Annotated in this window: 15 protein-coding genes; 1 reads left to right on the plus strand and 14 read right to left on the minus strand. The window is 62.0% G+C overall.

Annotated elements, in window-relative coordinates; translation table 11 throughout:
- Positions 1 to 114: 114 nt before the first annotated feature.
- The 14 genes from AB4N43_RS09685 to AB4N43_RS09750 all read right to left on the minus strand — a co-directional run bounded on the left by AB4N43_RS09685 (position 115) and on the right by AB4N43_RS09750 (position 17,833).
- The gene (locus AB4N43_RS09685) at positions 115 to 819 is read right to left on the minus strand and encodes an NAD(P)H-dependent oxidoreductase (protein ID WP_460153899.1); all 705 of its coding nucleotides are present in this window, start codon (positions 817 to 819) and stop codon (positions 115 to 117) included.
- A gap of 67 nt (positions 820 to 886) precedes the next feature.
- Positions 887 to 2,302 (minus strand): aldehyde dehydrogenase family protein, encoded by a 1,416-nt coding sequence (locus AB4N43_RS09690; protein WP_027925889.1) that lies wholly within the window; start codon positions 2,300 to 2,302, stop codon positions 887 to 889.
- Positions 2,295 to 3,485, minus strand: coding sequence for a pyridoxal phosphate-dependent aminotransferase (locus tag AB4N43_RS09695; protein ID WP_460153901.1), 1,191 nt, complete (start codon positions 3,483 to 3,485; stop codon positions 2,295 to 2,297). The genes AB4N43_RS09690 and AB4N43_RS09695 overlap by 8 nt, the downstream gene beginning before the upstream one ends.
- 27 nt (positions 3,486 to 3,512) lie before the next feature.
- On the minus strand, positions 3,513 to 5,120 hold the full coding sequence (locus AB4N43_RS09700) for a 5-guanidino-2-oxopentanoate decarboxylase (protein ID WP_460153903.1): 1,608 nt from the start codon (positions 5,118 to 5,120) through the stop codon (positions 3,513 to 3,515).
- A gap of 10 nt (positions 5,121 to 5,130) precedes the next feature.
- Positions 5,131 to 7,230 carry an acetate--CoA ligase family protein gene (locus tag AB4N43_RS09705; protein WP_460153905.1) on the minus strand — a complete coding sequence of 700 codons (2,100 nt, stop codon included), beginning with the start codon at positions 7,228 to 7,230 and terminating at the stop codon, positions 5,131 to 5,133.
- A gap of 18 nt (positions 7,231 to 7,248) precedes the next feature.
- Positions 7,249 to 8,409 carry an acyl-CoA dehydrogenase family protein gene (locus AB4N43_RS09710; protein ID WP_059181450.1) on the minus strand — a complete coding sequence of 387 codons (1,161 nt, stop codon included), beginning with the start codon at positions 8,407 to 8,409 and terminating at the stop codon, positions 7,249 to 7,251.
- A gap of 41 nt (positions 8,410 to 8,450) precedes the next feature.
- The gene (locus tag AB4N43_RS09715; protein ID WP_194939864.1) at positions 8,451 to 9,242 is read right to left on the minus strand and encodes an enoyl-CoA hydratase/isomerase family protein; all 792 of its coding nucleotides are present in this window, start codon (positions 9,240 to 9,242) and stop codon (positions 8,451 to 8,453) included.
- A 332-nt stretch (positions 9,243 to 9,574) separates the two neighbouring features.
- Entirely contained in the window at positions 9,575 to 10,987 is a 1,413-nt protein-coding gene (locus AB4N43_RS09720; protein WP_460153907.1) for an amino acid permease, read from the minus strand.
- Between the two features lie 193 nt (positions 10,988 to 11,180).
- Positions 11,181 to 13,442, minus strand: a complete 2,262-nt coding sequence (locus tag AB4N43_RS09725; protein WP_460153909.1) for an ATP-binding protein — start codon at positions 13,440 to 13,442, stop codon at positions 11,181 to 11,183.
- Positions 13,439 to 14,212, minus strand: a complete 774-nt coding sequence (locus AB4N43_RS09730) for a substrate-binding periplasmic protein (RefSeq protein ID WP_027925897.1) — start codon at positions 14,210 to 14,212, stop codon at positions 13,439 to 13,441. Before AB4N43_RS09730 ends, AB4N43_RS09725 begins: the two co-directional genes overlap by 4 nt.
- A 5-nt stretch (positions 14,213 to 14,217) precedes the next feature.
- Positions 14,218 to 14,934 carry a response regulator gene (locus AB4N43_RS09735; protein ID WP_027925898.1) on the minus strand — a complete coding sequence of 239 codons (717 nt, stop codon included), beginning with the start codon at positions 14,932 to 14,934 and terminating at the stop codon, positions 14,218 to 14,220.
- Positions 14,935 to 15,026: 92 nt separating this feature from the next.
- A complete protein-coding gene (locus AB4N43_RS09740) occupies positions 15,027 to 15,674 on the minus strand; it encodes a TetR family transcriptional regulator C-terminal domain-containing protein (RefSeq protein ID WP_027925899.1) in 648 nt (215 codons plus the stop codon).
- A gap of 251 nt (positions 15,675 to 15,925) precedes the next feature.
- A complete protein-coding gene (locus AB4N43_RS09745; protein ID WP_027925900.1) occupies positions 15,926 to 16,708 on the minus strand; it encodes a class II aldolase/adducin family protein in 783 nt (260 codons plus the stop codon).
- A 75-nt stretch (positions 16,709 to 16,783) separates the two neighbouring features.
- Complete coding sequence (locus tag AB4N43_RS09750) at positions 16,784 to 17,833, minus strand: ABC transporter substrate-binding protein (protein WP_027925901.1); 1,050 nt, start codon at positions 17,831 to 17,833, stop codon at positions 16,784 to 16,786.
- A gap of 217 nt (positions 17,834 to 18,050) precedes the next feature.
- Here AB4N43_RS09750 and AB4N43_RS09755 point away from each other — a divergent pair, with 217 nt between their 5' ends.
- Positions 18,051 to 20,012 carry an oxidoreductase gene (locus tag AB4N43_RS09755; protein ID WP_460153913.1) on the plus strand — a complete coding sequence of 654 codons (1,962 nt, stop codon included), beginning with the start codon at positions 18,051 to 18,053 and terminating at the stop codon, positions 20,010 to 20,012.
- Positions 20,013 to 20,053 lie beyond the last annotated feature (41 nt).

The raw sequence follows: 20,053 nt of genomic DNA on the forward strand, positions 1-20,053 counted from the left end.
TCATCGCGAGCAAGCTCCCACAGTGGATTTGCGTCGTTTGCAAAACCTGTGGGAGCGAGCTTGCTCGCGATGGGGCCGCAAAGAACACCATCAAACGCCAGGTAAAAACCCGCCTCAAACCGGCAACGGATACAACGCCTCATCAAACTGCGCCAACCGCGGAAACTGCATCGGCTGGTCATCGCTCAAGTGCTCCAGTCGCTGCTGATAGCTCACCAGGAACTCCTTGCGCGCCTCGTCGCTGATGTACGGCACATGCCACGCCACAAACGGTTCCAGCACGTCGAAGCCGACATACGCCAGCGTGCCGCGCAGAATCGGCCGCAGCATGTCTTCCAGAGGACCATGAATCGCGCCGTCACCGAACATGTGTTCGCGCCCGCCCAGGGTCACGGTCACCAGCGCCTTCTTGCCGCTCAAGCCGCCCTGATCGTAAAAGCGCTTGCCGCCGTAGCAGATCCCCGACACCAGCACCCGGTCGATCCAGCCTTTGAGCATGGCAGGCGCCGAGAACCAGAAAATCGGGAAATTGAGGATCAGCAGGTCAGCCCACAACAACTTGTCGAGCTCTTGCTGGATGTCCGGCGCCAGCGACTGGCTTTTCACACCCAGCCGTTGCTCCAGCGCATACACCAGGTACTCCGGGTTCTCCCGCGAAGAAAAGTCATCGGCACTCGCCACCGGGTTCCAGTTCATCTCGTACAAGTCGCTGACCTGCACCTCATGCCCTTGGGCTTCAAGGGTGGCGACGGCCTGGTCACGCAGGGCGGCGGTGAAAGATTGCGGTTCCGGGTGAGCGTGGACGATCAGTACTTTCATGACAATTCCTTAAACATTGACCAACGTTGAGTTTGAAGTCGCAAATGCAAGCCCGTCCATCGAGCGGTCACACCTGAATCGCCTTCACTTCAACGAATTCGTTAAGCCCTTCCTCGCCCCACTCCCGGCCATTGCCCGATTGTTTGTAGCCACCGAAGGGCGCCTGATAATTGAACGCTGCGCCGTTGAGGAAGCACTGCCCGGCACGCAACTGCCGCCCCAGGTGCAAGGCGCGTTCGGCACTGCCGGCCCAGACACCGCTGGACAGGCCGAACGGCGAATCGTTGGCGAGCTGAATCGCCTGCGCTTCATCGGTGTAGGGAATCAGGCACAGCACCGGGCCGAAGATTTCTTCCTGGGCGATGCGCATCCGGTTATCAACATCGGCGAACAGCGTCGGGCTGACGTAGAAACCACGCTCGAAGGCGTCGGCCGTATCGCCGCCGCACACCCGCCGCGCGCCTTCCTGCTGGCCGACCTGAATGTAGTCACGCACGGTGCGCCGTTGCGCCGCCGAACACATCGGCCCAAGGAAACTCTGCGGGTCGAGCGGATCGCCCATGCGCAGGCTTTGGGTTTCGGCGATGGCCAGTTCCACCGCTTCGGCGTAACGACTGGCCGGCAGCAACATGCGAGTCAGCGCGGTGCAGGTCTGCCCGGAGTTGATCATCACGTCTTGCACGCCGTAGCGCACAGCAGCGGCGAGGTCGGCGTCTTCGGCAATCAGCAGCGGCGACTTGCCGCCCAGTTCCAGGCACACGCGCTTCACCGACGGCGCGGCGGCTTGTGCCACGCGAACCCCGGCGCCGGTGGAACCGGTGAACGACACCATGTCGACATCCGGGTGTTTGGCCAGCGCTTCACCGACCTTCGAGCCCGGCCCGCTGACCAGGTTGAACACGCCGGCCGGCAAGCCGATGGCTTCAATCATCTGCGCCAGCAAAAAGGCGTGCAGCGGGGTTTCCTGGCTCGGCTTGACCACCACCGTGCAACCGGCAGCGAGCGCCGGGGCGAGCTTGCCGATCAATTGATGCAGCGGGTAGTTCCACGGATTGATGAAGGCGCACACGCCCACCGCTTCGCGAATCACCAGCGAGTTGCCGACCTCACGCACTTCGTCCATCAGGCCTGCGAGTTCGACGTACTGCTCCAGCCCAGTGATCGGGCCGTCGACCTGCACCGAGCGGCACCACTGCACCGGCATGCCCAGTTCAGTGGTGATAACCGAAGCCATCTCATCAGCCCGCGCGCGCAACTGCTCGGCGAGGGCGCGGATGTAACCGGCCCGCACACTCGATGGCGTGCGCGACCATGAGCTGAACGCTTTGCGTGCGGCGGCCACCGCGTTGTCGACATCGCGCTCATCGCCCAGCGGCACTGAACCTGCGACTTCTTCCGTGGCCGGGTTGATCACCTCGGCGATGCCCTGCCCCGACGGGGTTTGCCAGCGGCCATCGATAAACAGCGCTTTATGGTTATGCATAAACCTGACACTCCAGCAATTCAGTGGCGCAACGGGTGATGCGCTGGCAGGCGTCACGCAACGGCTCCGCGCCCAACACCAGCCCCAGGCGAATGTGCCCGGCAGCGCTCGGACCGAAGGCTTCACCGGCCAGCACCGACACGCCATGGCGGTCGAGCAAGCGGTCGGCAAACGCCTGGGCGCTGAGCCCGGTGTCGCGGATATCGACCATCACGAACATCCCGCCATCGGGTTTCAAGGCCTTCACGCCGGGGCAATCAGCCAGGCATTCGCAAACCAGATCACGGCGTTGGCGATAGGCTTCGCGCATGGCCTCCAGCTCGGGCAAGTTGCTTTCCAGTGCAACGACGGCGGCGTCCTGCACGAAGTCCGGCAAGCCATAGAGCATGCACAGCGCGAGGTTTTCCAGGTGCGCCGCGAGCGCCGGTGGTGCCACCGCCCAGCCGATTCGCCAGCCGGTCATGGCGTGGGATTTCGACAGGCTGTTGAGCGTCGCGGTGCGCTCGGCCATGCCCGGCAAACTGGCCGGGCTGACGTGCTCGCCGTCGAACAACAACTCGCTGTAAACCTCATCGGAAATCAGCCACAGGTCGTGGGCGATGCACAGGTCGGCCAACGCCTGCCAGGTGGCGCGGGACAAACTGGCGCCCGACGGGTTGTGCGGACTGTTCAGCGCCAATGCCCGAGTGCGCGGGGTGATGCGGGCCGCGACGTCTTCAGGCAGCACACGGAAACCGTTTTCGGAGCGCACCGGCACCGGAATCACCACAGCGCCACAGGCTCCGAATACCGCTTCATAGGTCACGTACATCGGCTCGGCGACAATCACTTCATCGCCAGGGTTGAGCACGCACTGGGCGACGCTGAACAACGCGCATTGCGCGCCGGCCAGGACAATAACCTGATCGGCCGAGACCTGTTGACCACTGCGGCGGCCGTAGTGCCTGGCGATGCTTTCACGCAAGGCGCGCTTGCCACGCACGTCGGCGTAGTGGGTGTTGCCGGACAACAGGCTGTCGATGGCGGCCTGCACGATCGGCGCCGGGGTGTCGAAATCCGGGTCGCCAACCGACAGCAGCAGAATGTCTTCACCCTGCTCCTGCAGCGCGAGTGCGCGGTAATGGATGTCCCACGCGGCAGCGCCGTCACCGGCGATACGTTGAGTCAGATCGGAAAAGCGCATGGCGATACCTCTGCCAGAAAAGGAAAATCAGTGCGCGCACGCGTGCTTGAGTTCGATCAGGGTCACGCCGTTGCGCTTGAAGCCGTGGCGCAGATCGGTTTGCAACTCGGCGAGGCTTTGCGGCTGGCTCACGGTGCAACCGAAGGCGCGACCGAGGGCGGCGAAATCCGGGTTGCGCGGCAGTACGCCAATCGGTTCGATGTCGAGCCCGAGCATGTCATCGCGAATCTGCCCCAGCGCGTCGTTGTTCCACAGCAGCACCACCAGCGGGCTGTCGAGCTCTTCGACGGCGGTCGCCAGCTCTTGCGCGGTGTAGAGGAAACCACCGTCGCCGACCAACACCAGCCCTGGCCGCTGCGGCGCGCCGAACTTGGCGCCGATGCCGGCTGGCAAGCCATAGCCCAAGGTGCCGTAACCGGTCGGGTGCAACCAGCTGCGCGGTGCCAGGCTGTTGAAGGCGTAGTTGCCGGTGTAGGCCAGTTGGGTCATGTCGGTGCTGATGAACGCGTCGGCCGGCAACTCGGCGGCGATACGGTCAAGGATCGCCTGGTGGATCGACTGCAACGGGCCATGGCTTGCCTTCACAGCTTCGCGCAAGGCCCCGACGGCAGAAATCGCTGCGCTGGCATCACGCGCGGTGGACGGTAGACGTTCCAGCAGCGCGACGAGGGTTTGTTGGGCATCACCGTGCAATGCCACCGCACACGGGTAGAAATCGTTGAACTTGCGCGGGTCGATGTCCACGCGCAACAGTTCGGCATTCAGCGGCAAGCGCTCGCGCCAGAAATCGGTGTCGGCCATTTCAGTGCCGACCGCCAGCACAACATCGGCCTCGGCGATCAGGTTCCAGCCGGGTTCAACGCACAGGGTCGAGCCCGCGTTCAGCGGCGCATCCGGCGGCAACAAACCTTTGCCGGCGACGCTGGTGAACAGCGGCGCGGCGAGTCGGGTGCTGATCTCTTGCAGCGCTTGTTGCGCATTCAACGCACCGCCACCGGCAATGATCATCGGCCGCTTGGCGTTTTGCAGCTTGGCCACAGCCTCGTCCAGCGCGGTGGTTGAGGCGGCGCCACGACCTGGACGACGGACCACGTCGTTGCTCCAGTCGCGGCTGATTTTTGCCGACAACACGTCCAGCGGCACCGAGATGTGCACCGGGCGTGGACGCTCGCTGTCGAACACCGCGTAGGCCCGGGCGATCAGTTCGGGCAGGTCCTCGGCGCTCAATGCGACCGCCGAGAACGCGGTGATCGGTGCGGTGATCGCGCGTTGGTCCTGGGTCTCGTGCAGACAACCCCAACCCTTGCCGAGGCTGGCGGTGTGGTTGACGCTGGAAATCACCAGCATCGGAATCGAGTCGGCATACGCCTGGCCGATACCGGTGGCAGCATTGGTCACGCCCGGCCCGGTGATGATGAAGCACACGCCCGGTTTGCCGCTGACGCGTGCATAGCCGTCAGCCATGAAACTGGCGCCCTGCTCGTGGCGGGTCAAGACGTGGCGTATGCCGCTGCCGGGCAAGCCGCGATACAACTCCAGCGTGTGCACGCCGGGAATGCCGAACACGGTGTCGACGCCGTAGTTGGCCAGCAGACGCACCAGGGCCTGGCCACCGGTCAATGTTGTGGTTTGCATGTTCACATCCTCACTCGTGGCCAAGGCGAATCAACGCATCGACCGCAGTCGTGCCAGCGGCACCGACCAACAATGGGTTCACATCGAGTTCCAGCAACTGCCCGGCGTTTTCGCAGGCGTAATCGGCCACCGCACGGATCGCTGTCACCAGCGAATCCAGATCCGCCGCTTCGCGTCCGCGAAACCCTTGCAGCAACGCCGCACTGCGCAGGCTTAAAACGGCCTTGCGAATGGCGCCGTCGGTGGTCGGCAGCAGCAGGCTGCGACTGTCTTTGAGCAACTCCACCAGAATCCCGCCAGCACCGATAACCAAGGCGAGGCCGAAGTCGTTTTCGCGTTTGATACCGACGATCAATTCAGCCAGCGGCGGTTTAGCCATCGGCTCCAGCAGCACGTGATCGAACGGCACCTGCGGCGCGTACTCGGCAATGCTTGCGCGCATTTTTTCCAGGGCGGCGCTCAGGGCCGTGGCGTCCTTGAGGTTCAGCGCTACGGCACCGGCTTCGGTTTTGTGTGGCAGTTGCGCGCTGACCGCTTTGAGCACCAACGGATAACCCAGTGCGTCGGCGTCACTCAGCGCGTTGTCCGGCGTGCTCATTACGCCGTTGGGCGTCGGCAGGCCGAAGGCATGCAATGCTTTTTTCGAATCCCACTCGTTGAGCAATCGTCCTTCGCCAACCAAGGCGTGCGGACAGTGCGGCACCAGCGCCGACTCACCGAGCGCCAGCAGCGCCCGACGATTGCGTTGATAACCGGCGATTCGTCCCCACGCCGCCAAGCCGTCTTCCACGCCTTGCAACGCAGCGACGCCTTGCGCATGCAGACGTTCACGAGCGTGAGCCGGAAGCAATTCGGGAAACGCCGAGGTGACGAAACCGGTCTTGCCGTGGCGCACCAGCGCGGCGCAAAACAGCTCCAGCAGCAGGTCGCATTCCTTGCGCTCCCCGGTGAACTCAGCCGGGTAATCAAGCACCAGCATCGCGGCGTCGGCTTCGGTGCGCAGGGCACTGTCGAGCATGCGGTTCAACGCTTCGCCGTCACCCCAGATCGCCGTGGTGAAATCCAGCGGATTGACCAGGTTGGCGTAGGTTGGAAGGACCTGTGCCAGTTCCCCGACCTGGCCTTCATCGAGCTTGGGCAGGCTCAAGTCATTGCGTTCGGCGTAGTCGGCAATCAGCCCGGCATCGCCACCCGAACAGGCCAAAGCAATCAGGCTGTTACCCGCCGGCAACTGGCCGCAGGCCGCGGCTTTCAGGGTTTCGACAAAACTCACCGGGCCACTGACGCGGATCACGCCGAGGCGCGCAAACAGGCTGTCGTAGAGCGCGTCGGAGCCCGACAGCGAACTGGTGTGACTGAGCGCCAGTTCGGCACCGATCTGCGACACGCCGGTTTTCAGGGCGATGATCGGGATGCCCTTCTCCAGCGCCTTGTGTGCGGCACGGGCGAAACCCGGCACGTTTTTCAGGCCTTCGAGGTGCAGGCCGATGGCCGTGACGCGCGGCTCATCGAGCAACACGTCCATCAATTCGGCAATGCCCAGTTGCGCCTGATTGCCGACCGACGCCATGTAGGCCACCGGCAGCGAGCGGTTGCTCATCGACAGGTTATAGGCGAAGTTGCCGCTCTGGGTCAGCACGGCAACACCCTTCTCCACCGGTTTGCCGCCATGGGCCACCGGCCACAGCGCGGAGCTGTGCAGGTAGTCGAGCAAGCCGTAGCAGTTGGGGCCGAGCAACGCCATGTTGCCAGCCGCTTTGAGTAACTGTTGTTGCAAGGCCTGGCCTTCAGCGCCGGTTTCGGCAAACCCGGAGGCGTAGCAGATCGCGCCGCCCGCGCCCTTGGCCGCCAGTTCGGCGACGCAGGTCAGGGTCAGTTCGCGGTTGGTCGCGATGAACACCGCGTCCGGGCCGCACGGCAGTTCGGCGATGTTGCGCACACACGGCACGCCTTCAAGTGTGTCGTGCTGCGGATTGACCAGCCACATCTCGCCCTGGTAGCCACCTTCGGCGCAGCGCTTGAGCGCGCGGGCCATGCTGCGGCCACCGACAAACGCCAGATGGCGCGGTGCGAGCAGGCGTTTGAGGTTGTCACGAATCGTCTGCGACATAAACATTCTCCGGGCCGATCAGCGCAACAGCGGCCGCAGCAATTCGCGGGAAATGATGTGGCGCTGGATCTCCGAAGTGCCTTCCCAGACACGCTCGATCCGCGCGTTACGCCAGATGCGCTCCACCGGGCATTCATCCATCAGGCCCATGCCACCGAAAATCTGCACCGCCTCATCAGCGACCTTGCCGAGCACTTCACTGGCGAACAGTTTGGCCATGCCGGCTTCGCCATCGGTCATGGTGCCCTGGTCCATTTTCCACGCGGTGTGCAGGGTCAGCAGTTCGGCCGCGCGGATCTGCGTGACCATGTCCGCGAGCTTGAACGAGACACCTTGATAGGTGCCGATTGGCTGGCCGAACTGCTTGCGATCCGCCGCCCATTGCAGCGACACATCCAGCGCCCGTTGCGCCTGACCGACGCAGTTGGCGGCAACCATGACGCGCCCGGCAGTCAGCCAGGCGTTGGCCACGTCCCAGCCCTTGCCGACTTCGCCCAGCACTTTGGACGCGGGGACACGGCAATCGTCGAAGAACATTTCGTAGGTGTGGTAACCGCGGTTGCTCACGCACTTCGGACCGCGGCGGATGGTCATGCCCGGCGTGTTGCGGTCGACCAGGAACGAGGTCACGGCATTGCGCTGGCGGCCGTTGTGCTCGTAGGTGTCGGTCACCGCGAAGACGATGGCGAAGTCGGCGTGGCCGGCGTGGCTGATGAAGTGTTTGCTGCCATTCAGAATGAAGTCATCACCGTCGCGGACGGCGCGGGTCTTGATCGCGTTGGCGTCGGAACCGGCACCCGGTTCGGTCAGCGCGAAGCAGTCGATTTTCTCGCCCTGGATGCACGGCAACAGGTAGTCGTTGATCTGATCACCGGTGCAGGCCATGAGGATTTTCGACGGCCGGGCAACGAACACATGCAACGCCCAGGAGACCTTCGACAGCTCACGTTCGATCAGCGCCTGAGACAGGTAGTCCAGACCGCCGCCGCCGACTTCTTCCGGCATGTTGAAGGCATAGAAACCGGCGGCAATGGCCTTGCCGCGAATCTGTGCCGCCAGCTCCGGGGAAACTTCGTCGGCACGGTCGACCGCTTCCTCATGGGGCAGCAGTTCCTTGGCGACAAAACTGCGTACCGCGTCCACCAACATTTCTTGTTCTTGGGTCAGTTGGAAATTCATGGGGCTACCTGTTGTTCGTGTGCTGGAGGTGGTGTCGGGACTTAGCGACCGATGAAATTGGCCGGGCGTTTTTCGATCGAGGCGCGCAAGGCTTCGTTACCGTCTTCGCTGCGGCCGCACAACAGGCCGGCGGCGAGTTCGGCTTGCAGCTGCTCGGGCAGGCTGCGCTGAGCGCTTTCACGCATGAGTTTTTTGGTCTGGGCGAAGGCGAATGTCGGGCCGTTGGCCAGGCGCGAAGCAAGTTCAGTGGTGACGTCGAGCAGTTGCTCATCGGCGCAGACTTCGCCAACCAGGCCGGCGGCCAACGCGCGATCGGCGCCCCACAATTCGTCGAGGAACAACAGGCGTTTGGCTTGTTCAGTACCGATCAGCCGAGGCAGATGCCAACTGGCGCCAGCGTCCGGCGAGTAAGCCATGCTGGTATAACCGGCCTTGAAGCGCGCCGATTGCGCAGCGATGCGTAAATCGCAGCACAGCGTCAGGTCCATGCCGGCGCCGACGGCAGTGCCGTTGATGGCGGCGATGGTCGGTTTTTCCAGGCTGTACAGACGACTCATCAAGGCGTGAGCGGTTTCGGTCCAGCCGTAGGTTTCAAGGGCGCCACGGGCTTCGGCTTCGGCCCATTCGGCCAGGTCGGCACCGGCGCAGAAACTGCGACCGCTGCCGGTCAGTACAACGACTCGCACGGCGGGGTCGGCGTTGAATTGGTCCAGCAAGGCGTGGAGGTTTTTCAGGGTCGGGATGTCCAGCGCATTGCGCTGGGCCGTGCGATTGAGGGTGATCCAGGCAACGCCGGCTTCAACCTGACTGAGCAGAGAAGATTGAGTAGTCATGCGAATCCTCGAATTATTGTGATTGGTCTGAGGTGATGCGACTTGATGCCATACTAAACGAGTGTTCAGTAAGGCGGCAATCGGCAGGAAAATGCGCTGTAACAGCTTAAAAAGCTGTCTATCTAATTGTATTTAAAGGATTTATTTTATTTATCCAGCGCCATGAAGATAGCGCTGTTACAACTTCGAACAACTGCCTACAGCCCACCGCAAAACAACTGTGGGAGCGAGTTTGCTCGCGATTGCGGTATCACATTCAACATCTCTGCTGACTGATCGACCGCTATCGCGAGCAAGCTCGCTCCCACAGGGAATCGTTTGGAATCAGGAAATTAAACGGTCGGCAAACTCGGTGCCAACACCGCTTCGCGCTTGCGATGAATCAGGAAGTACGCGCCGTAGCACAACGCAATAAACCCAAAGCCCCAGTACAGCGAAGGCCGTTGCGTTTCATCCAGCGCGAGAAACACAAACAATGAGCAGCACAACGCAATGCACGTCAGCGGCAGCAGCGGGAACCACGGCGCCCGGTACTTCAGATCACTGAGCTTGCCGCCATCACGCAGATACGCCCGACGGAATTTGTACTGCGCCAACGCGATCACAATCCAGGTCACGGTGCCGGACATGCCACTCACTGCCATCAGCACCATGAACAGCGTGTCTGCCGCGACAAAACTGGTCATCAGCGACACCAGTGCAAAGCACAAGGTGATGCTCAGCGCCCGCAGTGGTACGCCGCGTTTGCTCAAAGGCGACAGGCTTTTCGGCGCCATGCCGGTCTTGGACATCGCCCACAGAATGCGCGTCGAGGCATACAGGCCGGAGTTGCCCACCGACAGAATCGCCGTGAGGATCACGAAGTTCATCAGGTCAGCGGCATAAGGAATGCCGACCATGTCGAACACCTGCACGAACGGACTTTCCATCAACCCGGCCTGCTGCCACGGCACAATCGCCGAGAGCACCACAATCGCCAGCACGTAGAAAATCAATACGCGAAACACCACGTTGCGCACCGCGCGCGGGATGCTTTTTTCCGGCTGATCGGTTTCGCCGGCGGCCACGCCCATGATCTCGCAGCCCTGGAAGGCATAGACCACGGTCATCATCACCGCGAACACCGCCGACAGGCCGTTGGGGAACAGTGAGTCGCCGATCAGGTTGTTCATCATCGGCGCCGGAGCACCACTGGTCAGCGGGATGGCGCCGAAGATCACCAGCACGCCGACGACGATAAAGCCCAGAATCGCCGCGACCTTGATCCCGGAGAACCAGTATTCCGCTTCACCGAAGGCGCGGGTCGCCAGCGCGTTCAAACCGAACAGCACCACCACGAACAGCGCCGACCAATACCAGATCGGCACCGCCGGAAACCAGCGCGTCATCAACATGCCCGCCGCCGTAAATTCCAGGCCCACAGTGGTCGCCCAGCTCATCCAGTACACCCAGCCGATCATGAAGCCGGTGGCCGGCCCGATGAATTTGGTGGCGTGGGTTTGAAACGAGCCGGACACCGGCATTTGTACGGACAGTTCGCCCAGGCAGACCATCACCAGGTACATCAGGAAACCGGCGACCAGATACGCCAGAATCGCGCCCACCGGCCCGCCCTGGTTGATGGTCACGCCGGAGCCCATGAACAGCCCGGTGCCGATCACGCCGCCCAGCGACAACATGAAAATGTGCCGGCTTTTCAGGGCGCGGGTGAGTTGGATGCCTTTGGTTTCGGTAGTTTCGCTCATGTCCGCACCTCAATAGTCAGCAAGGTGTGCGGCATGGCGCGGGGAAGGATCAGCTTTACGGCAGTTCATTATTATTATCTCCAATAAGCTTCGAAGACCGCGCTGTGGCGGTTGCCTCGATTATTGGAAGCGCATGTAAGGTCCGGTTGACCGTAAAGATCGAAGTTGTAAAAAGTCGTAACGAACTTGTACGTCAGCGGGACAACAACTCAGCCAGCGTCTGTTGCGAACGCCGCAATTGCGCATGAAGTTGAGAAGCCAAGGTCCGCATCGTCTGCTCATCATTGACCATCGCGGCCTCTTCCAAAGCGCGCAGCACATTGGCCAACGCACGAAAGCCCAATGAGTCGCAGCTGCCGGCCAGTCGATGGGCCAGGTGGGCGACTTCAGTGCAATCGTCAGCCTCGATGGCTTCGGTGAGTGCGTCACGATGCTGATGGATCGAGTCACGCAACACCGCCAGCAAGCCCTGCAGTTTCTGTTCCCCGAGCAAGGTCCGATGGGTGTCCAGCAGCGGCCAGTCCATCGCCTCGTCATCTGGTTGCGATGTGGACACCGGCAGTTGCCCGGCCAGCACTTGTCGCAGGTTTTCGAGCTTCAGCGGCTTGGCGAGAATGCCGTCCATGCCGGCCTCCAGATAACCGCGCATCAAGGCCGGCTGCACGCTGGCGGTCAGGGCGAAGATCCGCGCCTGACGGTTCGGGCCTTGGGTGTGGCGGATCAGCTTGCACAGCTCGACGCCGCTGATGCCCGGCAGGTGCACATCGAGCAGGATCAAATCGAAGGCTTGCCCGGCACACTGCGCCAGCGCCTGCTCGCCTTCTTCGGCAAGCCAGACCTGATGCCCGTCACGCTGCAACAAGCCGCTGACCACTTCGCGGTTCAGCGCCACATCCTCGACCACCAGCACCTTCAGCGCCTGCACCGACTCGCTGCTGTGCGCCACCGTGGTGAGGCCGGTAGACGCCTGCAACGTCAGTTCGAACCAGAAACAACTGCCCCGCCCGACTTCGCTTTCGACGCCAATCCGCCCGCCCAACTGCTCGACCAGATGCTTGCTGATCGCCAGCCCGAGACCGGTTCCGCCAAAGCGTTGCGCCACCTCTTCGCTGGCCTGGGTGAAACGTTCGAAGATCTTCTCCTGCATGGCCGGGGCGATGCCAATGCCGTTGTCTGTCACGCTCACGCGCAGCCGTTGCCCGGTCTGTTCCGGACCTTGAGCCAGCAGCGCGACGTCGACCTCAACCTTGCCGCCTTCGGTGAACTTGATCGCGTTGGCCAGCAAATTACTCAGCACCTGACGCAAGAATTGCTCGGCTCCGTGATAGCGCTCGGCGACCTGTGGATCGATTCGACAGTGCAGCGTCGTGTCGTTGCTCAGCGCGCGCGGTTCCAGCAGCGTCAGCACCTCATCGAGCAATTGCCGGACCGAAAAGTCGACCGGTTCCGGGTGACTGACGCCCTCCTCCAATCGCGCGAAATACAGCACTTCGTTGAGAATCGACAGCAGCCCTTCGCCCGCCTTGTACAGCGCATCCAGACGTTTGCCGTCACGCTCATCCAGACGTGCGCCGCGCAGCAATTCGGCCATGCCGAGAATGCCGTTGAGCGGGGTGCGCAACTCGTGGCTCATGGTCGCCAGAAAACGCGACTTGGCGAGGTTGGCGGCCTCGGCTTCGTCCTTGGCGCGCATCAGGCTGGCGGTGCGGCGCTCGACCAGCCTGAGCAATTCATCACGGTTGTCTTGCAGGGCCAGCCGATCGGTTTCGCGGCGGTCAATGTCGCTGAGAATGGCCCGGCGCATGTCGTCCAGCGCGTGGGCCACGGTGTCGATTTCGTCTTCGTGAACGTGCCGGCGTTTGTCCAGGTGCAACGGCTCGTGCCAGTCACCGGCAGCGATGCGTCGGGCAAACTCGGCCATGACTTGCAGGTGCCGGGTGACCAAGCGGTAGAACAGCCCCGACAACGCCACGGCCAGACCGCACAGAAACACGCTCATCCACAGCAGGCTGGTCAAACCGGTGGCGAACAGGCGCTGATGCACCGCGCCCAGATCGGTGCTGACCTCCAACTGGCCCAAGTGCCGTGAAGGCCCGGTTGGTGGTTGATAATCCAGTTCAAAACGCTCGATGCGCAACGGCCCGATCGGGTCGGCATTGCCTTGCAGCAGATCGAAATCGGGGCTGATCAGGTGCACCCGCGCCACATCGGAAAAGTCCACCAGGCCCCGCAACTGCACGTTCAGTTGTTCCTGGTTCAAGTCCCAGAGACTGCGCTCCAGACTGGCCAGGTAACCGGCCCGAATCAGCTCCATGCGCGAGTCGATGTCGCGCATCTCGCGGCGGTATTCGAAGTACAGCTGCACGGTGCTCGCCAGCACGGTGAAACACAGGCTGAACAACAGAATAAACAGCAGCAGACGTCGCAGTAATCCACCCGGACGCGCGCGGATCATTTGGCGTTCGCCGGCAGGTTGACCATGTCACGGTAGGTGACTTCGCTTTCATTCAACCACTGCTCGACTTCTCCAGCATCGACCATGCGTTTCAGTTGCGCGTCGATCTGCGGCATGCGCTTGGCCAAGGGGGACTTGCGCGATATGGCCACCCGCAAATAGTCGACGCTCAAGGCATTCGGTAGCGCGACGATGTCTTGCGCGCCCGGCAGGTTCTCGACGTACAGCTGACCGGTGCGTCGTTCCGAGGTGATGAAATCGATACGTGCGCGGATCAGTTTGCCGAAGTTCTGGCCGCTGTCAGAGACCCATTCGATGTTCTGGTGTTGCGCGACCAAGCGATCGAAATCGACGCCGTAACTTTCACCGAACAGCAACCCGCCACGGTAATGGGCCAGGTCCTCCAGACGCTCGAATTTCACCGGGTGCTGACGATTGATGAACAACGCTACCTCCTCGCGCAACACCGGCACCGTCGAAAACACCATGCTCTGCTCCCGTTGCGCGGTGCTATAAGCCAACACCACATCGACCCGGCCTTCAGCGACGTCGAGCAGGCAGCGCTTCCAGTTGCCCAGCACGACGATGTCGACGTCATAACCCAGTCGCCCAAAGAGGTTTTTCACCACGCTCGGGGCCAGGCCGCGTACTTGTTTGCCGTCACTCCAGGAGATCGGCGGGTAGACCGGGTAGTCGCAGTAGCGCACTTTTTCCGCGGCCATCGCGCGGGTCGCGGCCAGCGCCAACAGCAGGCCAAATACCCGCCACATCGGGTTCAGGCCGCCACGCTGGCGGTGAACAGGTAACCGGCGCCGTGAATGGTAATGATCAATTGCGGCTCGGCCGGGTCGTCGTGCAACTTGCGGCGCAAGCGTCCGACCAGCACGTCGATGGAGCGATCGTTGGGTACCCATTCGCGGTTGCGGATCTGGTCCATCAATTGATCGCGGCTCAAGGTGTGGCCGCTGTTGCGCAGGAACACGCTGAGCAATTGGTACTCGCCGTGGGTCAGCAGGGTTTCGGTGCCTGTCGGGTCGATCAGTCGTCGGCGGTCGGTGTCCAGCGCCCAGTCAGCGAACTGTTTGACCGGTTTGGCGACGGCTGCCACCGGTTGCGGCGTTTGCGCGTGACGCACCCGGCGTATCAGGTTTTTCGCCCGGGACACCAGTTCGCGAGGGTTGAGCGGTTTGATCACGTAGTCATCGGCGCCGCATTCAAGGCCGACGATGCGGTCGATTTCGTCGTTGCGCCCGGTGATCAGAATGATCCCGACTTCCGAACGCACCCGCAGCTCCCGGGTCAGCGTCAGACCGTCCTTGCCCGGCAGGCGGATATCGAGCATCACCAGATCGACCGTCTGGCTCGCCAGGAACGTGTCGGCCAGCTCCGCCGTGGCGGCGCAATGCACCTCGTAACCTTCCTGGGACAAGTAGGCCTGCAGCAGTTCGCGAATCAACGGATCGTCGTCGACGATCAATACCCGAGGAGTCATCGCATGGTGTCCCGCGTGTGCCCGAAGGCGTGTTTCTTATTAGAGTGTTTTGTTGCTGTGGCGCCAGAGAGTATCGACTGCTGAACGACTGATCAACAGCCCGTCGTCTGGACGCAAAACCGTTGGCGACCGCCCGCTTGCAATCCGTCGACCCAGGCTTCGCAAATCTGGATGCCCTGCTCCGGCGTGAACGTGCCGGGGTTGAGGCCCGACTCCAGCCACAAACCGTCGAGCAAGGCGCTGAGGCTGATGGCGGCGAGATCGGCGTCAAAATTTTCCCAGTTTTCTTCCTGTGCCAGATCGGTCAGGACCTTGCGCAGGATGCCGCGGTACTCGCCGTAGGAATGTTCGTGTGCGAGGTTGATCGACTCGGCGGTACGCACCGCGCCCCAGAATGCCAGCCAGGCGTCGATCAATTGCGGATCGAGCAATTCGGCGGAAAACGAACCGCGGAAGAATGCCGACAGTCGTTCGCGGGCATTGGGTGCCGCGTGGGCCATGGCCTCGCGCAGCAGGCTCATGACGCGGCCGGTGATCGCGCGATAGGCCTCGGCCACCAGTTCATCCTTGCCAGAATAGTGATGGCTGATCAGCCCGACCGAAACACCGGCCTCGGCGGAAATCTTGCGGATCGAGGCGCCCTGGAAACCGTGGCGCTTGAGGCACACCAGCGTCGCCTCGATCAGATTGGCCTTGCGCAACTCCGGCTCCATGCGGGAAAAACGGGCTTCCTGACTCATGCGCGACACTCTCCGTGGGATCAATCGTTAGGGACGCGGTGGGTTAATCCGCGCGCTGAACGACTGTACAGCAAGAGGGTGGAAAGTCTCTAGTCGGTTGCAGGGTTCTGAGACCGTGTCGCGCCCATCACGGGCAAGCCACGCTCCCACATTTGATCTGAGTTGCACCCGATTATTTGTGCCCGACACAAAACCCTGTGGGAGCGAGCCTGCTCGCGAAGGGGCCAGCCCGATCAATAGAGGAACATCGGTCAATCCCGATAACCCGGCGCCACCCGATCAAGCAATCGCAGCATCGCAGCCCAAGCCAATTGCATGGCATCCGGGTCACTCAACTCGCCTTCTTCCAGCGGCCGGCCAGGGTCATTGAACTGGCGCTCGGTGTGTTCGCAAACCTCCGCCGACGGCAACACCAACTCACCCGCTGCCTGCGCGGCAAGCTGAATTTCGCAAGCTTTCTCCAGGTAATACATGCGCAAAAACGCCTGGCTGACGGTCTCCCCCACAGTCAACAAACCATGGTTGCGCAGCATCAACACCGGCTTATCACCAAGGTCCCGCACCAGACGTTCCTGCTCACCCATGTCCAGCGCCACCCCTTCATAATCGTGGTACGCAACCCGGCCATAGAACTCCATCGAGATCTGGTTCACCGGCAACAACCCACACTTCAACGCCGCGACCGCACATCCGGATTTGGTATGGGTGTGCAGCACGCACTGCGCGTCTTCACGAGCCCCGTGAATCGCGCTGTGAATCACAAACCCCGCCGGATTCACCGGGTACGGCGACGCCTCCACGGCATGGCCATCCAGGCCAATCTTCACCAGGTTGGACGCGGTGATTTCATCGAACATCAACCCATACGGATTGATCAGGAAGTGATGCTCAGGCCCCGGTATGCGCACCGAGATGTGGGTAAAGATCAGATCGGTCATGCGAAAGTGCGCGATCAATCGGTAGCAGGCGGCCAACTCCTCACGCAGGTGTTGCTCGGTGGCGCTGCGCTGAGAAAACGTGGCGATCTCGTTCATTGTTCTAGGTCTCCAGGCTGATCGACTGCGCGAAACAGTAAGGCTGGACGCGCTGCCACGTCCAGCCGCTTGCGATTACTTGCTGGCCCAGGCGTTGAAGCGCTCTTCAAGTTCTTCACCGTGATCCACCCAGAACGCCACGTCCATCGACAGCGCACCCTTCAGGTTTTGCGGCGCGGTGGGCACCCATTGCGCGAGTTTGCTGTCCAGTTTGGCGGCGGCTTCGGTATTGGTCGGGCCGTACGGAATCTGCTCGACGTACTTGACCTGAGCATCCGGCTGATTGGCGAAGGCGATAAAGCGCTTGGCCTGATCGACATGTTTCGAGCCTTTGATGATCGCCCAGTAATCCATGCCATACAGACTGCCCGGCCAGACCAGCCCGAGGTGACTGCCGTTTTGCGCGGCCGCGGCCACACGTCCGCTGTAGGTCGAGGTCATCACCACATCCCCGGCCATCAGCCATTGCGCCGGTTGCGCGCCGGCTTCCCACCACTGAATGTAAGGCTTGAGCTGGGTGAGTTTGGCGAAGGCGCGGTCGACACCTTGCGGGGTGTTCAACACGGAATACACGTCCTCGACTTTCACCCCGTCGGCCAGCAAGGCGAATTCCAGGTTGTACACCGCGCGTTTACGCAGGCCACGCTTGCCGGGGATTTTCTGCACGTCCCAGAAATCTGCCCACGACGTCGGGGCCTGCGCCAGTTTCTGCGTGTCGTAGGCAATCGCCACGCTCCATACCAGCGCCGCCGAACCGCACGCCTGTGCCGCATCGGGTATCAGTTGATCGACGCGGCCGAGTTTGCTCCAGTCGAGTTTCTCGTACATGCCTTCATCGCAGCCGCGCATCAGGTCCGGGCCTTCGATCTGCACCACGTCCCAATCAGCATTGCCGGTATCGACCATCACTTTGATCCGGGCCATCTCGCCGTTGTATTCACTCTGGATCAGCTTGCTGTGATCCGCGACGCTGAACGGCTGGAAAAACGCCACATCCTGGGCTTTCTGGCCGGCACCGCCGTAACCTACCACCACCATGTCCGGTGCTGCCTGAGCGCTGCCCAGGCCCATGGCCAGGGACAGCATCAAGGGATAAAAACCGTGCTTGAGCGTGTTCGATTTCATCAGTGGTTCCTCTTGCAGGTGCCACGCGACTCAACGCCGCCGTGACCCTTTTTTATTGTTGTGAGGTTCGCCCCAGGTGCGGGCGCCAAATGAATCTACTGCGAGCGACAGTAAAAAAACAAGTTGATTTTTTACTGAAGGTAAATTTCTATAGGCAAATAATAACAATGCCGAAAACCCGGCCTTTCGGCTTCAGCCTGCCCGGAGTACCCGCACCATGCCGTCCTCTTCCGCCGCTTTTGCACACCTGTTCGAACCCTTGCAGCTGCGGGGCAAACGCCTGAAAAATCGCATCATGTCCAGCGGTCACGACACGTCGATGCCCACCGACAACCTGGTCAACGAGCAACTGATCGCCTATCACACCGCGCGAGCCGAAGGCGGTGTCGGGCTGATCGTGCTGCAAGTGGCTGGGGTGCATGACAGCGCGCGGTACACCTCGCACGTGCTGATGGCGACCGATGACGCGTGCATCGAGGGTTATCGAAAGATTGCCGAGAGCTGCCACGCACACGGCACCGTGGTGCTGTCGCAGATCTTCCACCCGGGGCGCGAAATCATGGAGTCCAGCGATGGCCTGCTGGCCGTCGCGTACTCGCCATCGGCGGTGCCCAACGAACGCTTCCGGGTGATGCCGCGGGCGCTGGATCAGACGATGATCGACGAGATCGTTGCCGGTTACGGGGCGACGGCCCGACGCTTGTATCAGGCGGGCATCGACGGCGTCGAAGTGGTCGCCAGCCACGGTTACCTGCCGGCGCAATTCATCAATCCACGGGTCAACCGTCGCACCGATGGCTACAACGGTGAGCTCGACCAGCGCCTGCGTTTTCTGCGCGAAGTGATCGCCGCCGTGCGCGCCAACACCGACGAGCATTTCATCATCGGCCTGCGCATCTCCGCCGACGAACGCGATCCCGAAGGGCTGACCGAAGACGAATCCTTATCGGCCGTGCAATCGCTGCAACCGCTGCTGGATTACGTGCACATTGTTGCCGGCACCTCGGCTTCCTTGGGCGGCGCGGTGCACATCGTGCCGCCGATGGCGATCGAAGCGGCGTACCTGGCCAAGGAGGCCGGAACGTTCAAGGCCGGCCTGTCGATTCCGCTGTTCGTCACCGGGCGCATCAACCAGCCGCAGGAAGCCGAGTTGATTCTGTCGCGCGGTCAGGCCGATGTCTGCGGCATGACCCGCGCGCTGATCTGCGACCCGCAAATGCCCAACAAGACCGACACCGGCCACGTCGAAGATGTGCGCGCCTGCATCGCCTGCAATCAGGCCTGTATCGGTCACTTCCACAAAGGCTTGCCGATTTCCTGCATCCAGCACCCGGAAACCGGGCGCGAATTGATCTTCGGCCAACGGCAACCGGCGAAGCAACGTAAACGCATCATGATCGCGGGCGGTGGTCCCGCCGGCATGAAGGCTGCTGCCGTCGCCGCCCAGCGCGGACACGACGTAACTCTGTACGAAGCCAACTCGCAACTAGGCGGCCAGGTTTTGCTCGCGCAACTGTTACCAAAACGCGCTGAATTCGGCGGCGCCAGCACCAACCTGCAACGGGAAATGGAACTGGCCGGCGTGCGCGTGGTGCGCAACACCCGCGTCGACCGGGCGCTGGTTGAGCGCGAACGGCCGGACATGGTAATCGTCGCCACCGGTGCCGAACCGTATTGGCCGGCGTTCGAGCGCGGCGGTGACTTACAGGTGGTCGACGCCTGGCAAGTGCTGCGCGACGAGGTACAAATCGGTCGTTCGGTGATGGTGGTCGACTGGCGCTGCGACTGGATCGGCCCCGGCATCGCCGAACGCCTGGTCCGCGCCGGGCATCAAGTGCAACTGGCGGTCAACGGCACCCATTGCGGGGAAAACCTGCCGCTGTACGTGCGTGATCAACTGGCCGGCGAACTGCACAAGCTCGGCATCCCGATCACCCCCTACGCCCGCCTCTATGGCTGCGACGACAACACCGTCTACCTGCAACACACCGCCAGCGGCGAGCCGATGATCTTCGAAAACATCGACACCCTGGTGCTCTGCCAGGGCCATCAACCCGTCGATACCCTCGGCGCAGAACTGCAAGGCCTGGTGGAGTTTCGCCGCATCGGCGACTGCCTCGCCCCGCGCACCGCCGAAGAAGCCATCTACGAGGGTTTGAAAGTCGCCTGGGAGCTTTAAGGCTGTTTATACTCCGGGGTTTTGCGAACCCCGGTTTGGAG

It is taken from the genome of Pseudomonas sp. S2_B07, assembly GCF_054668435.1.